At 68.0% G+C, this 14,796-nt stretch carries 11 protein-coding genes; 10 read left to right on the top strand and 1 reads right to left on the bottom strand.

The genetic code is table 11. The annotated features are described in order from the left end of the window. Positions 1 to 44: 44 nt before the first annotated feature. Entirely contained in the window at positions 45 to 4,019 is a 3,975-nt protein-coding gene (eccCa, locus tag DMH03_RS24185; protein ID WP_233611611.1) for a type VII secretion protein EccCa, read from the bottom strand. Between the two features lie 122 nt (positions 4,020 to 4,141). Here eccCa and eccD point away from each other — a divergent pair, with 122 nt between their 5' ends. The 10 genes from eccD to DMH03_RS24135 all read left to right on the top strand — a co-directional run bounded on the left by eccD (position 4,142) and on the right by DMH03_RS24135 (position 14,178). Further along, a complete protein-coding gene (eccD, locus tag DMH03_RS24180) occupies positions 4,142 to 5,515 on the top strand; it encodes a type VII secretion integral membrane protein EccD (protein WP_125794285.1) in 1,374 nt (457 codons plus the stop codon). Between the two features lie 3 nt (positions 5,516 to 5,518). Further along, complete coding sequence (gene eccB, locus DMH03_RS24175) at positions 5,519 to 6,925, top strand: type VII secretion protein EccB (protein ID WP_125794284.1); 1,407 nt, start codon at positions 5,519 to 5,521, stop codon at positions 6,923 to 6,925. A 104-nt stretch (positions 6,926 to 7,029) separates the two neighbouring features. Next, positions 7,030 to 7,371 (top strand): WXG100 family type VII secretion target, encoded by a 342-nt coding sequence (locus tag DMH03_RS24170; RefSeq protein ID WP_125794283.1) that lies wholly within the window; start codon positions 7,030 to 7,032, stop codon positions 7,369 to 7,371. Between the two features lie 34 nt (positions 7,372 to 7,405). Further along, complete coding sequence (locus DMH03_RS24165) at positions 7,406 to 7,705, top strand: WXG100 family type VII secretion target (RefSeq protein WP_125794282.1); 300 nt, start codon at positions 7,406 to 7,408, stop codon at positions 7,703 to 7,705. Between the two features lie 33 nt (positions 7,706 to 7,738). Continuing rightward, the gene (locus DMH03_RS24160; RefSeq protein WP_233611610.1) at positions 7,739 to 8,209 is read left to right on the top strand and encodes a hypothetical protein; all 471 of its coding nucleotides are present in this window, start codon (positions 7,739 to 7,741) and stop codon (positions 8,207 to 8,209) included. Between the two features lie 93 nt (positions 8,210 to 8,302). Next, positions 8,303 to 10,324, top strand: a complete 2,022-nt coding sequence (locus DMH03_RS24155) for a hypothetical protein (protein WP_125794281.1) — start codon at positions 8,303 to 8,305, stop codon at positions 10,322 to 10,324. Further along, the gene (locus DMH03_RS24150) at positions 10,299 to 10,673 is read left to right on the top strand and encodes a YbaB/EbfC family nucleoid-associated protein (RefSeq protein WP_125794623.1); all 375 of its coding nucleotides are present in this window, start codon (positions 10,299 to 10,301) and stop codon (positions 10,671 to 10,673) included. Before DMH03_RS24155 ends, DMH03_RS24150 begins: the two co-directional genes overlap by 26 nt. Beyond that, positions 10,666 to 12,681 carry a hypothetical protein gene (locus DMH03_RS42370; RefSeq protein WP_199748996.1) on the top strand — a complete coding sequence of 672 codons (2,016 nt, stop codon included), beginning with the start codon at positions 10,666 to 10,668 and terminating at the stop codon, positions 12,679 to 12,681. Before DMH03_RS24150 ends, DMH03_RS42370 begins: the two co-directional genes overlap by 8 nt. Positions 12,682 to 12,693: 12 nt before the next feature. Continuing rightward, complete coding sequence (locus tag DMH03_RS24140) at positions 12,694 to 13,014, top strand: hypothetical protein (RefSeq protein WP_199748995.1); 321 nt, start codon at positions 12,694 to 12,696, stop codon at positions 13,012 to 13,014. Between the two features lie 66 nt (positions 13,015 to 13,080). Continuing rightward, positions 13,081 to 14,178: a hypothetical protein gene (locus tag DMH03_RS24135; protein WP_125794280.1), complete on the top strand. Its 1,098-nt coding sequence runs from the start codon at positions 13,081 to 13,083 to the stop codon at positions 14,176 to 14,178. Positions 14,179 to 14,796: the final 618 nt, after the last annotated feature.

Below are 14,796 nucleotides of genomic sequence, written 5' to 3'. Positions count from 1 at the left end.
GCGAGCCTTTCGCCACCGTGGGGGGCCGGTGGCGAAAGGCGAGATCACTTCGTGGTGAGCGCCGCTTCGTGCTGCGACAGGGCGGTCTGCACGACGGTCGTCCCGCGCCGGGTGACGTACTGCGCCCGGCCGGGGATCAGCACCCGCGGCCTGACTTCGCCGAACACCATGCCTTCCGAAAGCGGGCAGGACAGCAGCATCACCGGGGTGTTGACCTCCACGAGACGCCGCATCAAGGGGTCGTTGGCGCCGCGCCCGATCCCGTTGGCGCCGCGGGCCACGATCAGGTGCAGGCCCAGCGCGTTGCCTTGGGCGAGTGGATCGAACAGCTGCTGGAACAACGCGTTCGACGACGACGCCACCATGTCGTAGTCGTCGATCACCACGAACACCTGCGGTCCGGTCCACCAGTCGCGCAGGCGCAGGCGGGCCGGTGTGATGTCGGGGCCGGGGACGCGGGTCTGGACGGCCCGCGCGACGCCGTCGATCATTTCGTGCACCGAGTCGCCGGACACCGCGTAGCCCAGCTGGTAGTCCTGCGGCACGGCGTCGTACAGGCCGCGGCGGTAGTCCACCGTGATGATCCGGGCCTCCTGCGGGCTGTACCGCCGGGTGATGCCGTCGATCACGAGCCGGAGCAGGTTCGTCTTCCCGGACTCCACGTCCCCGACGACCATCAGGTGCGGGTTGTCCTCGAAGTCGTGCCACAGCGGTTCGAGCCGCTGATCGTCCAGTCCGAGTGCCAGCCGCACGTCCGCGTCCGGCGCGGGCAGTTCGGCGTGGTCCAGTACCGGGGGCAGCATCCGGACCGGGGGAGCCACCGGGCCGGACCAGGCCGCGGAAACCCGCTCCACCAGCGTTTCGACGTGCTCGGCGACGTCGCCCTCCGCGCCGTCGATCGACGGCAGGGAGGTGAGGAAGTGCAGTTCCTTGTCGGTGAGGCCGCGGCCGGGGATCTTCGGGACGGTCGCCGCGGCGCGCATGTTGATCACCGAATCGACCGGGTCGCCGAGCCGCAGTTCGAGCTGGGTGCCGACCAGGTCCCGGACGGCGCTGATGATCTCGCTCCAGCGGCTCGACGCCAGCATCAGGTGGATGCCGTAGTTGAGGCCGCGCGAGGCCAGCTCGACGAACGTCGGGAGCAGGTCCATGAAGTCCTGCCGGATGGTGGACCAGCCGTCCACCACGAGGAACACGTCACCGTGCCGCTGGTCGGCGAACTCGCCGGCCGCCCGTTTGCGCCGGTAGGTGGCCATCGAGTCGATGTCGTTGTCGGTGAAGAACCGCTCCCGGCGCGTCAGCAGCGAGGTGACCTCCCCGATGGTGCGCTGGATGCGTTCGACGTCCAGCCGTCCGGTCACGCCACCGACGTGGGGGAGTTTCCGCAGGCTCGCCAGCGTTCCGCCGCCGAAGTCGAGGCAGTAGAACTGGACTTCGGACGGCGTGTGGGTGACCGCCAGCGCGGCGATCAAGGTGCGCAGGGCGGTGCTCTTGCCGCTCTGCGGCGCGCCGACGATGGCGATGTGCCCGTCGCTGCCCGCCAGGTCCACCAGCAGCGGGTCCCTCGCCTGTTCGAACGGTTTGTCGATCAGGCCGATCGGCACGGTCAAGGTGCCGCGACCGTGCCAGCCCTCGGCGCTGAGACCATGCTCAGCGGTTTCCACCAGCGGCGGCAGCAGCTCGTCCAGCGAGCCGGGCGCGTCCAGCGGCGGAAGCCAGACCTGGTGCGCGGCAGGGCCTTTGTCGCGCAGCCGGTCGACGGCCAGCTCCAGCAGGCTCGGCACCGAACCTTCGGGCTCGGGTTCGGGCACCGGCTCCGGTTCGGGTACCGGGTCGGCGCGGACGGCGACCTTCGACGTGAACGGCACGACCTGCTGTGCCACCACCGCCTGTTCCACGTTCCGGCGCACCACCCGGTGCGGACCGGACACATAGGCCGCCTTGAACCGGTCCAGCGCCGCGGTGCCGCTCTTGAGGAAACCGTTGCCCGGATCGGACGGCAGCTGATAGGCGTCCGGAACGCCGAGTACGCCACGGCTTTCCATCGCCGAAAAGGTACGCAGGCCGATCCGGTAGGACAGATGCGATTCCAGCTGATGGATCCGGCTTTCGTCCAAGCGCTGCGAGGCGAGCAGCAGATGCACACCCAGCGACCTGCCGAGCCTGCCGATCATGATGAACAGGTCCATGAAGTCGCGGTGTGCCGAAAGCAGCTCACTGAACTCGTCGACCACCAGGAAGAGCGTGGGCAGCGGAGCGAGAGGAGTCCCGTTCGCCCGTGCCCGTTCGTAGTCCAGCGCGGAGCTGTAGTTGCCTGCCTTGCGCAGAAGTTCCTGGCGCCGCACCAGTTCCCCGTTGAGCGCCTCGCGCATCCGGCCGACCAGCGCGGCCTCGTCGGCGAGGTTGGTGATCACCGCGGAGGTGTGCGGCAGCCCGTCGAGACCGAGGAAGGTCGCGCCACCCTTGAAGTCCACCAGGACGAAGTTCAGGACCTCCGAGGAATGGGTGAGCGCGAGCGCCAGCACCAGCGTGCGCAGCAGCTCCGACTTCCCGGAACCGGTCGCGCCGATCAGCATGCCGTGCGGGCCCATCCCCGACTGGGCGGATTCCTTGATGTCGAGATCGACCGGCGACCCGGTCGGGCCGATGCCGAGCGGCACCCGGAGCCTGCCGCCGGGCCGTTTCGCCGCCCAGCCCGCCGCCACGTCGTGGGTCTGGATGTCGTGGATGCCCAGCATGGTCGTCAGGTCGAAGTTGGCGGTCATCGGTTCGGCCGACCGCTGCCGGGCGCCGACCCGGTACGGCGCCAGCCGCATCGCCAGCGCGGTCGCGGTGTTGACGCCGATCCCGTCGGGCTCCCCGAGGTCGCCGGTGACCTCCTTGTTCTGCTGATCGACCGTGATCAGCTTCAGCATCCCGTCTTCGAGCCGCAGCCGCAGCGTCTCCGGATCGTCCTTTTCCGGCAGTCCCGAGGACAGGTCCACGACCGTCGTGTTGCGGTAGCCGTCACCGGCCAGGCGCGACGTGGGCGGCACCTCGGCGCCGTCCACGAACACCATCACGCACGGTTCGTGGCTGTCCGGCAGCGCTTCCGGATCGAATCCCGGCCTGGTCGCGAATTCGTCGCTCAGCGCGTTTTCCAGCTCCGCCGTGGATTCCACCACCAGCCGGATCTCGCCCGCGCCGTCGGTCTCGCTGGGGTGGAGGTTGTGCGGCAGCCATTTCACCCAGTCCCACGCCGCCCGCCGCTCGGCCGAGGTGAGGATGACGATCCGCAGTTCCGCGGGGGAGTGGAACACCGCGAGATGGGCGATCATCGAGCGGGCCAACGCCCGGATGCGCTCGATGTCCGTGTCGTCCGCCACCCGCAGCAGGATCCTGGCGAACGACGGCAGGAACACCGCGACAGGCTGGCCCGCCACGGTCCCGTAAGCGTGGATGAAGCGGCGCAGCGCGTGCGCGGACAGCGGCTCCAGATCGTCCACCGGTTTGGTGGACAACGGATTCAGCCGCCACGCGAGGCGTTGCGGGCCCCGTCCGATGCGGATCTCGCCGAAGTCCTCGTCCTGCGCGTCCCGTTCCCACATCCTCGACGTGCCGGGCAGGGACCACAGCGAATGCGGGTCGGGGTGCCGCCAGATCAGGGCTTCCCGTTGGCTCGTGACCACTTCGCGGACCTTGCGGCGGGACTGCGCCAGGTAGCGGAGGTAGTCGCGGCGGGAATCGTTGAGTTTCTGTTTGCGATCGCCCGCGCTGCGGCCGAGCTGGCCGACCAGCATGGCCATCGACGACACCGTCATCAGCCCGGCGGCCAGGTAGCTGAACGCGCCGTTCTCACCCGGCCGGACGAACAGCAGCACGGTCGCCGTCGACGACAGCGCCATCGGCAGGTACATCATGACCGCGCCGGCACTGCGCTGGACTTCGGGCAGGGTCGGCGGTTCTTGGATACTCAGCTCGCCTTCGGGCATTTCCGGCCCTGGCCGTCGCGGCCCCTTGCGGAATGTGATTACACTCAAGCCCGGATTCCTTCCCTCTCGGACGCGCTGTGGTGGCAGCTCCACTAGAGGTGACGAAATCCGACCACGCGATGGTTCACTCACGACGCCGCGCGTTGGTCGCCGAAACGAAGGCTTGTGCCATGGCGACCGCTTCAGGGCTGTGCAAACTCCGTGTCCGTGCTCCAGACGCCTGCTTCGAGCTGGCGGTGCCCATGGACATCCCCTTGATCGACCTGATGCCGACGATCCTCGGACATGCGGGCAAGGATCTGGCCGAAGAGGGGGTGGACCACGACGGCTGGGGTCTCCAGCGGCTCGGGGACCCCCCGCTGGATCAGGAATCCAGCATCGAATCGCTGAAGTTGCGCGACGGTGAGACGCTGCATCTGCGGCCACGTCGCGAACAACTCCCGACCGTCCACTTCGACGACATCATCGACGGCCTGTCCACCGAGGCGCGGGCCCGTCCGGACTCGTGGAGCCCGCAGGCGACGCGCTGGACGATGCTCGGCTCGGCGCTGACGGTCGTCGCGCTGGGGTTCGTGCTGCTGGTGTCCGCCCCGGCGACCTGGCCGACCCTGGTGGCCGCCGGTGCCGCGGCGCTCTTCCTGCTGGTCTGCTCGGCCACCGCGGCCAGGGCGCTCGGTGACGCCACGTCGGCGCTCGCGCTGGCGCTGGCCGCGATCCCGTTCGTCGGGCTGGCCGGGTCGATCGTCCCCAGTGGACCGGAGGGCACCGTGCTGACCGGTGCCCGGCTGCTGGCCGCGTGCGTGGCGGGCGCGGGGGCGGCCGCGCTCGGTCTCGCCGCCGTCGCGGGTGCCGCACCGGTGTTCATCTCGGTCGCGACATTGGGATTGTTGTGCGCCACCGGCGGGCTGGTGCTGATGCTCGGCGGGGCAAGCGCGGCCGTTTCGGCGACGATCATCGCCGTGATCGCGGTGCTGCTCGGCGCGTTCGTGCCGAGGATCGCCTTCCGGCTGTCCGGGCTCCGGCTGCCGGGACTGCCCACCACGGCACAGGAATTGCAGGAGGAGCTCGACCCGCACCCCGGTGACGAGGTCGTCGTCAAGGGCCGGATCGCGGACTCCTTCGTCACGGCGTTGTTCGCCGCGATCGGCCTGGCCTGTCTCGTCTCGCTCGAATTCGTGGTGCACGACCGGTCGTGGCAGGCCACCACGTTCGTCATCGTGCTCAGTGTGCTGCTGCTGGTGCACGGCCGCGCGCTGGGCAGTGTGTGGCAGCGCCTCTCGGTGATCGTGCCGGGGGTGTACGGCCTGCTGCGCCTGCTGCTCGCGATCCGGGAGGACACGGCCGATCCGCTGCCGATGGTGGCCGGGTTGTTCGTGGTGGCCGCCGTGCTGATCGTGGCGCGATGGACGCTGCCAGGGCGCAGGCTGGTACCGCAGTGGGGCAGGCTCGCGGACATCGTGGAGAGCCTCGCGGCGCTGTCGCTGCTGCCGCTGGCGTTGTGGCTGATCGGCGTGTTCGCCTTCATGCGCGGTCTCGGAGGCTGAGGCGTGAACGCGAAGACCGATCAGGTACAGGCACACAAGTTCATGCTGGGCCGGCTGTCGTCGGCGTTGCTGCGCGTCGATCCGGACGCGCCGGAAAGCCCGCTGCACCGGACCTATCGTGGCAGCGTCATCGGCGTGCTGATCGCCGTCCTCGCCTGCCTCGGCCTGCTGGTGTTCGGCCTCGTCTCACCGGGCGGGAACAAGTCGTGGCGGGTGGAAGGCGCGCTGGTCGTCGCCGATTCCTCCGGGGCGCGGTTCCTCTACGCGGGCGGCAAGTTGCTGCCGGTGCTGAACTTCGCGTCGGCCAAACTGGTCGCGGGGAACCAGCTCGTGGTGAAGCACGTCTCCGAGGCTTCGCTGCGGGATGTGCCCCGTGGCGACCCGCTGGGCATCATAGGCGCACCCGACGGCCTGCCCTCGCTCGCCTCCGACCCGTGGGAGGTGTGCGCCCTCACCGGCCGCGACCAGTCCGGACCGACCATGGTGCGCGTCGGCGGCGGGACCTCGAAACCCCTCGGTGACGACGCGGCGGTCGTGGTCGTCGCCCCGGACGGCGCGACCTTCCTTCTGTGGCGCGGTAAACGCCATCGGGTGGCGTCGGACCGGAACGCGCTCGACGCGCTCGACGGGGTGCTCCAGCCGGTGAAGGCGCCGGCCTCGTTGCTGGACGCGTTTCCCGCCGGACCGGATTTCGGGCCGCCGTCGATTCCCGGCATCGGTACCGAGGGCCCCGGTCTCGGCGGGACGGGTTCACGCGTCGGCAGGGTGTACACGGTGTCCGGCGAGCCATCGCAGCATTACGTACTCACGAAGTCGGGGTTCACACCGATCTCCGAACTCGACGCGCGACTGCTGCTCGTCGACCCGGAGGTCCGCCGCGCCGCCTACGACGGCGGCGACGTCGCGGTGGGGCAGCTGCCAGGCCGCGTGGTCAGCGAGCATCTGTCCTCGGCGGAGCCACCGCCGCCGAGGAAACCGCCGCGGGCCACGACACTCCACAGTGGACAGGGCCTGTGCGCACTGGTCACCCCGGACGGCGACACGCCGCGTACCCAGGTGTCGGTGGCCGACGTGCTGACCGCGGCCGGGCGGCCACCGTTCGTCCAACCGGGTATTTCCGCGCCGTGCGTGCGGGTCGACCGGATCGCGGTCCGGCCCGGTTCCGGTGCGCTGGTCAAGGCGACCGCCGCGTCGGGAAGGGCGGGGGACGCGCTCTTCCTGGTGACCGATTCGGGCGTGAAGTACCCCGTGCCGCCCGCCGGTGCCAAGGCACTGGACCTGGGTGGATCCGGGGCGAACGGATTCCCGGTTGCCCTGCTGAACCTGTTGCCGACCGGGTCCGCGCTGGACCCGGGACTGCTCCGTGACGGGGGTGCGGTGCTGCCCGCGGCCACCGCCTGCGGTTCCTGACCAGAGGAACCGCGTGACAACTTCTGCCGGTGGTTCCGCATGGTCTCCCGCACCCGGTGTTGGTGTCCTTGTCCTGGAGCGTCATCACGAGGAAGGAGCCGGACATGTCGAATTTCCAGAAGAGCGACAGCGGGATGAAGGGCGGTATCACCGCCATCGAGGCCTGCGAAACCGAGTGCAAGACGATCCACGGTGGGGTCGCGGCGGTCCGCGCCGATCTGCAGAAGGACTGGCAGGGCGCGGCGTCCCAGACCTTCCTGACCCAGCTCGACACCTGGGAAGGGGAGTACCTCCAGGTTCTCCGTCTGCTGACGGAGATCAAGGAGATGGTCAACGCGAGCGACATCCAGATGAACAACTCCGAAGAGGACATCAACCTCGGTGCCCTGACGTCGTTCGGCGACGGCGGTGGCGTCGGCGGCGGCATCTACAAAGCACTGACCTGATCGCACCGACCCCATTCCCGGAGAGGAAACAACCATGAGCACATCCCACGACGGTTTCGCGGTCAGCGGAAACCTTCCGCACCTGGCCGAGCGGATGGTCGGGCTGAGCAAGGCGATCGACAACGCGCTGATCGACCTGGAGAAGTCCATCAAGCCGATGACCGACAGTTGGATCGGTCAAGGTTCCACCAACTACACGGAACTGCAGCGCAAGTGGCACGCCACGACCAGCGCCATGGAAGGCCGCTTCACCAAGGGACACCAGACGCTGTCCCTTTCCTACGACAACTACCAGCGCACGGACAAGAACATCGGCGCGAAGTTCCTGCTCTGATTCCGGTCCGCTCTTGGTGAAAGGAGAAGCGGCGTGGCGGAGAAGCCGGAAAGCGGCGACATCAAGATCACGGTCAGCTTTCTGCAGGACTTCCAGAAGAACGTCCTCGGGCCGATGGTCACCGGGCTGGAGACGAACCCGCATGTCGCGGAGCTGGCGCTCACCTTGGGTGGTGGCGCCGGGAAACGACGGCTGATGGCAGGCGTCGAGACGTGGGAGCCCGCCAAGTTGCTGATGGACGCCTACGAACTCGCCGGAAAGGGCACCGGGCCCACGCTGTACGCCCAGGTCAAGCTGATCCAGGATCAGCTCATCGCGCTGAACAGGAACATCACCTACGTGGTGGGTGTGGCGGTGCGGGGCGAGGACGAGAACATCAAGTTGTCCACCGAACTGGACATGAGTCAGCTCGGTGAGATCCTCGCGTTCAATCCCGGTGGCGGCACCACCGGCGGCGGCAACAACACCGGTGGGGGCAACAACACCGGTACCGGCGGGAGTTGAGTCGCGATGACCGCGTTCGTTCCCGGAGGAACGAACAGGACGTGGGAAGATGTCCTCAACATCTTCGACTGCACATCCGGTTCGGCCCAGTCCATGAAGATTCCTCCCCGCGACGACATCCTGAAGCTTCAGTGGCTCAAGTGGGATGTCTGGGCGAGCCTTTACGGTGCCGGCCACAAGCTGCCCAAGGGCTGGAAGTTCGAGGCTGTCACCTATACGAGCACGATGCAGTACTTCGCGGTGGCCAGCCCCAACGACGAAGCGCTCGCGAAACCCGTCGAGACCTTCTGCGGCAACATGGCAGCCCTCTTCACGTCCATGGTGGGTACTCCCAACAACAACCCGGTGGCGCAGCCGTGGACGTTCACCAGGGCGTACGACGCGTTGAACGGGACGAAGACCCTGCTCACCGAGCAGGCGACGGCGCTGGGAAAAGTGCGTGACAAGGTGGGGAAGAAGGGCGACGACTTCCAGGGCACCGGCGCAGGGGCCTTCTGGGAGGTCCTGGACAATTTGATGTTCCGGTGCACCGACCTCGTAAATCAGCTGGGGGACCGGCCTGCGGGACTGAACAAATTCAGGGCTGACAAGGACGACGCCGCCACCGTCGGCATCAACGAAGCGGAACTCGTTCTGCGGTGGGCGTTCGACGTTCTCACGCATGCCTATAACAAATGGCAGTCCACCACCGAAACGGCCATCTATGACATCAGCCTTTTCGGCGAGGTGTCGGCGCCCGGTTACCAGTTTTCCACGCCGGCGGGTGCGTTGGCGGCGATCTGGACCAGTCCCCGGTTCACCCAGGACCTGAAGGAGAACAAGGCCGAGGACGACAAGACAACCGTATTCGAGCATTACCCGCGGTGCGACTTCCTCGACGCGGACGCCAGGAACCCGGTTTTCTGGGACGGGATCGTGGCCGCGGCCAAGGAGTTGTGGACGAAGCACATCACGACGGTCCTGGACCCCGTGGCCTTGTCCGTTCTCACCCAGCTTCCGCTGGTCTACGGCCAAACGAAGCTGCTCCTGCCGACGATCCTCGAGCCGCACCGGCCCAATCTCCACAAGAAGCCGCCACCCACTGGTGGACAGGACGGGCCTAAGCCGCCGCCCACGCCGCCTCCTCCACCGCCTCCGCCCGGGCCACCGAAGACGAAGGTGCCGCCGCCTCCCGGAGGCAAGGACGGGCCCCCGAACACCAAGGACAACAAGGGGAACGGCGGAAAGATCCCGCCGTTCGACAAGAACAACCCGAACGATCCCAACAACCCGTTCAAGCCTCCGCCCAAGCCGCCGCCCGGCCTGCCGAGCCCGGAGACGCAGCTGAAGGTGCCGATCGGATCCTCGGTCGGTTTGGACGGCGTGGTCCGCGGCCCGGACAAAAAGCCGGTTCTCGACGCCTTCGGGCGGCAGGTCGTCGTGCCTCGTGGGTCCACGGTGAGCCCGAACGGCGAGATCCTCGGCCCGAAGGGTGAGAAGCTCGCCGAGAAGGACCGCCTGTCCCGGCCGGAGCCGACCAATCAGGACACCAAGAAGCAGAGCGAGCTGGATCAGTATCTGAAGTCGTTGCGGGGCAACAACGCGCCGTCGATGCCGACCTTGCTGAACAGCACCCACTCGCCGCCGCTGTCGCTGTCCTCCAGTGGTCCGCAGACCCTCCACAGTGGATCTTCGGGCCCGGCACCACACCTGGGATCGACCGGGTTGAACGGTGGCGGCAGGCCAGAGACCAACGCCGCGCCGCCGCCGGAGAAACCGGTGACGACCGAGGGTGGCCCTTCGCTGATCAAGAATCAGCAAGGGAACGGGGCCGCACAGAACGGGATGGGCGGCGTGCCGTTCTATCCGCCCACCGCCGGTGGCCCCGGCGGCGGGGCGGGCGGAGACCAGAACAAGGGCGAGCGTGACCGGACCACCTGGCTGGCCGAAGACGAGGAGACCTGGGGTACCGACCCGAAGCTCCCGCCGTCGGTGCTGGGTGCCCGCAAACGCGGCAGACGGGTCGCGGGAAGCGGCGCCGGTGGTTCACGCAATTACGGACAGGGAGGAAACGATGGCCGACTGGCTGGAGGATCAACTTCACCAGGCTATGGTCACGCTGAAGGATCAGCGTGACCGGATCGAGTCGGCGAAGGCCGACCTCGCCTCGCGGACGGCTTCGGCGACCTCCGCGGACCGCATGGTCACCGTGACCGTGGACGCCAAGAACTCCTTGGTGGGCTTGAAGTTCCACACCACGAAGTACCGCTCCATGCCGCCGGAACAACTGTCCAAGACCCTGATCGAGGCGTTCGAGCGCGCCCGGCGGGAAATGGCGGACACGGTCGTCGAGGTCTTCGGCCCGCTCATGGACCAGCGCGCCGATCTCCGTGCGGCCATGACGGGCACCACCGAGGTCGACAAGGCGTTCGCTCCGCTCTGGGACGAGGCGCCGTCGGACGTCTTCGGCGGACGACGTGACTAGCTCCCTGATCCTTGGCGGGCCGGACACGACGACCTGGCTGTGGGAGCAGGCACTCAACATCTTCAGTGTCGAGCCCCATTGCCCGATCGTGCCGTCGCGCGAGGAGGTCATCAACCAGACCTGGCTGAAATGGGAGACCCGTACCCATCTTCGCGGACCGAGCAATCACGTGCCGACGAATTTGATCCACGCCGAGGGAATGACGTTCTTCACGTCGTGGTACGGCGTCGCCGACGCGACCAAAGAGCTCGACGACGTGGCGGCGAAGTACTTCGGCAACGCCAACAGCATCGTGGATTCCCTGTACGGCGACCTCAACGCCGTCGGCAACCAGCGCAGCTTCGAAACGGCGGCGGCCACACTGGAGGGTGTCGCGAACTGGCTGACCGCGCAGGTCGTCCCGCTGGAAACCGAGCGGAACAAGACCGGCCATCGCGGCGACGACTTCCAGGGCGCGGGCGCGAGTGCTTTTTGGACGGTGCTGGACAAGCTCGCCTTCAAATGCCGGGACCTCGTGGAACAGATGAGCCACGAACGCACTTCGTGGACCGCGCTCCGGGATGCGAAGGGACTCCTGAAGCACGGCGTGACCATGCTGTACGACGGTCGCGCGTTCTGGCAGGGGGACAACAGTTTCACCTACGACACCGGGCTGGGGTTCGCGGTCACCGGGCCCGGGTCGCAGCTCTGCTCGCCGACCGGCGTGGTGCGCGCGATCTGGCAGTCGCCGGAGCTGGTGGCGGATTTCGGCAGCCACTTTCCTCCCAAGTACACCAGGGAGAAGGACGGATGGCCGGTGAGCGACCTCCTCGGCGGCTCGGTGACCGAAACCGCTCCGCGTGAGAAGCTGGAAAAGGCGGCCAAGTGGGTCTGGCGTCAACACCTGACGTTCTTGGACAGCTGGGGAGCCAGCACGGTGGGGTTGCTGGCAGCGACTTACCAGCTGGCCACCGTGAAACTGCCGACGATCAAGGATCCCGCCTACCTCAACCTCGCCCCCGGTGGCTCCGGAGGCGACGGTTCAGGCGGCGACGGGACCGGTGGTGACGGGACCGGTGGTGATGGAGGAAACGGTTCGGGCGGCGACAAAGGACCCATCACCACCACTACGTCCGCGCCGCCGCCACCCCCGCCTCCTCGGATCATCAGGACCGACACGAACGTCAAGAACGGCCCTGGCGGGCTCTTCCCGCCGCCGATCACCCGGATCGGTGGCGGTGGGCCGAACACCAGCCTGAAAGTGCCCACCGGTTCGTACGTCGGCCGGGACGGCATCGTCATCGGCCCCAACGGGAAACCCGTGCTGGGTGCCGACGGCAGGCCGATCATCGTCCCGCCCGGCTCGCGGGTGACCGCGAACGGTGAGATCGTCGGCCCGAGGAACGGCGGGAACCTCGAGCAGAAGGATCGCCTGCGCAAGGCTTACCCGCCCCCGGAGACGCGGACCGGCGTCAACGAGACGGCCATGGAACGGCACCTCAATTCGTTGCGGCGCGGCACACCCCCGCCCCTCCCGTCCCTCCGCGCTCCCGATGCGCCGCCCTTGACGATGTCGAAGTTCGACCCGCAGGCGAACTTCCACAGTGGACCGGGCTCCCTCGGCGGCGGCCGGGTCGGTGTTTCGCCGCCCACCACATCCATGGGCGGGAACTCGATGGCTCCGCCCGCTACGGGCCCGAACTCGGCCGTAAGTCCTAATGGGACTTTGGGTGGTCCTAAAGGGACAACGGGTAACGGTGTGCCGTTCTATCCGCCGTCGGCGGGCGGTGCCGGTGCCGGCGGAGCGGGACAGGACAAGGGCGAACGTGAGCGGGCGACCTGGCTCGCCGAGGACGAGGAGACCTGGGGCACCGATCCCACGGTCGCCCCCGGCGTGCTGGGCAGGCGAAGGCGCCGGACCCGGCGGCCGGGTGGTGCCCAGGTGCGCGTCAACCAGGACGGCGAATCCGCGACGAGACACAGCATCAACCCGGCGGCCGGTCAGGGCACGGGCACCACGACAGGATGAGGACGGGAGACCATGTCGAACTTCAGTGCCGACCCGAGGGCCATGGAGATCATCGGCGAGGGGTACCAGTCGATCGCGGCCAAAATGGACCTGATCTGCGAGCTCGGCGCGGATCGGCTCGCCCTGCTGCTCGAAGCCTGCGGTGACGACGACATGGGCGCCGAGATCAAGGAGAACCTCTTCGGCCCGGCGCAGAAGGTCGAAGAAGCCTTCACTTCGATCAAAGAGGTCGTCCGGAACCAGACCAACGTGACGAAGGGCATGGCGCTCAACCTTCGCAACGTGGAGACCGAGAACATCGCGAACGTGCGCGGCGGCACCAAGCGCCCGTGATCGACTCCGGCGGCCGAACGGGTCCTGCCGGCAAGAACCTGAGTCAGTAAAGGAAGCGGGAACACCATGTCCACGGACGCAGAACAGTCCACCGGAGTCGCGGTCGCCGCCGCGGCGGCGGTCACGCCTGCCGCCCCGGAAGCGAAGGCGGACAACGAAACCACCCCGGTCGCCGCCAAGACCGCCGCGGCGGGCGCCGCGGCGCCGGTGGTGGACGCGGGCGCCGCCGTCGCATCGTCGGCACCGGGCCGCTTGCCCAAACCGGTGATCGTCGCGGCGGCGGTCGCCGGTGTCGTGCTGGTCGCCCTGCCGCTGGCGCTCAGCGGTCTGCTCGGCGACGACCAGCCCGGCGAGGGACCGAACGCCGCGGGCTACGCGCGGGATCTGCCGCCGGGTGGCGGGTTCGTGCCGGGGCTCGCCGCCCCGCCCGCGGACAACAACGCCGGAGGCCTGCCCGTGGGCGCGCTGCCCGGCCAGCCGGTCGAAGGCCTGCCGGTGGGCCAGGACGGCGTTCCGGCCGGGGTTCCCGCGGCACCACCCGCGGACGGGAACCCGGCGGGCCCCGGACCGCAGGGCGGTGGCGGCCCGGCGCCGGTGCAGCAGCAGAACAAACCCCAGCCGCAAGGTCCCCCCGTCCCGCCGCCCGCCGCCAAGTCGGTGGTCTACGAGGGTATGGCGGGCAAGGGCTGCGGTGGGGGTACCCAGTTCGTCGGTTTCGGGGCGTACAGCGACGGCAAGTCAGGCTGGGTGAACCACGGCAACGGCGGCTGCGGCAGCTCGTTCGTCTCCATCCCGATGTCCGGCGACGCGAACAAGGACGACCCCAGCGCGTACGGCGTGTGGACGTTCAACACCGGCCCGGTGACCACCGGATCGTGTGCGGTCTCGGTGTTCATCCCGAGCGGCGACGTCACCGTCGTGGGTGGCAGCCCGTCGGTCTACCGCGTCTTCGACCGGTTCGCGGTGGAAAAGGCCACGCCGGTCGGGACATTCCAGATCGACCAGGTCGGCAACCGCGGCCGATGGGTGAACGTCGGTACTTTCCGGGCGAACGGCGCGAAACTCGCCGTGCAGCTGCTCAACCGGGGGCGCGACTGGTCGGGCTCGACCAAGACCTATGCGCACCACGCCGCCGCGATGGTGAAGGCCAAGTGCCAGGCCTGATCTCGGCCCGTCGCTTTCACGGCCAGGTGAGCACGGTGACGGTCGGCACCCGATTCCCCCTGGCGACGGCGTTCCCCACTACATGAAGGCCTCCTTCCTTGCGCCTAGTGTCCCGAGTCGGAAGTTCGTGTGGTAATTCGGCGTGGTCTTGTTTAGTGCGGTGAAGATACTGTCGGCTGAGGCCGTGAGCTTTCGCTGACTTCAAGGTTAGTCAGGATGCCTTCATGGCGAGGTTCCGGACCGGCCACGGGAGCCGGCCCCGTTTTGAGTGTCCATGAGGGACGCTTTCGGGCGGCGATATGTCCGGCTTGTGGATAAATGTGCGGTTTTCGGTGGGGGTCGTGAGTGGTAAGTGTCGTTCTAACGACACTTACCACTCACGACCCCCACCCAAAGTGCTCATAACGGACACTGTTGTTTGACTGTCGTCCCTTGTGGACGGTCAAGAGCCTCATCTTCACCTCATGACCCGCGGACCAGGTGCGAAACGGCCGGATATCGATACGGATTTACGGCGCGAACTTCCGGCGCAGGACACTAGGTACAGGAAGGGGGCCTTCATGTACTTCGGTGAACCGTCCGGCGGCCGGCGTGCGTTAGCTCCGGTGAAACGGTTGG

The organism is Amycolatopsis sp. WAC 01376, from assembly GCF_003947415.1.
In the GTDB taxonomy this organism is placed as follows: domain Bacteria; phylum Actinomycetota; class Actinomycetes; order Mycobacteriales; family Pseudonocardiaceae; genus Amycolatopsis.
The sequence above is the reverse complement of the archived record's forward strand: the minus strand, read 5'-3'. Positions and strand labels throughout refer to the sequence as shown.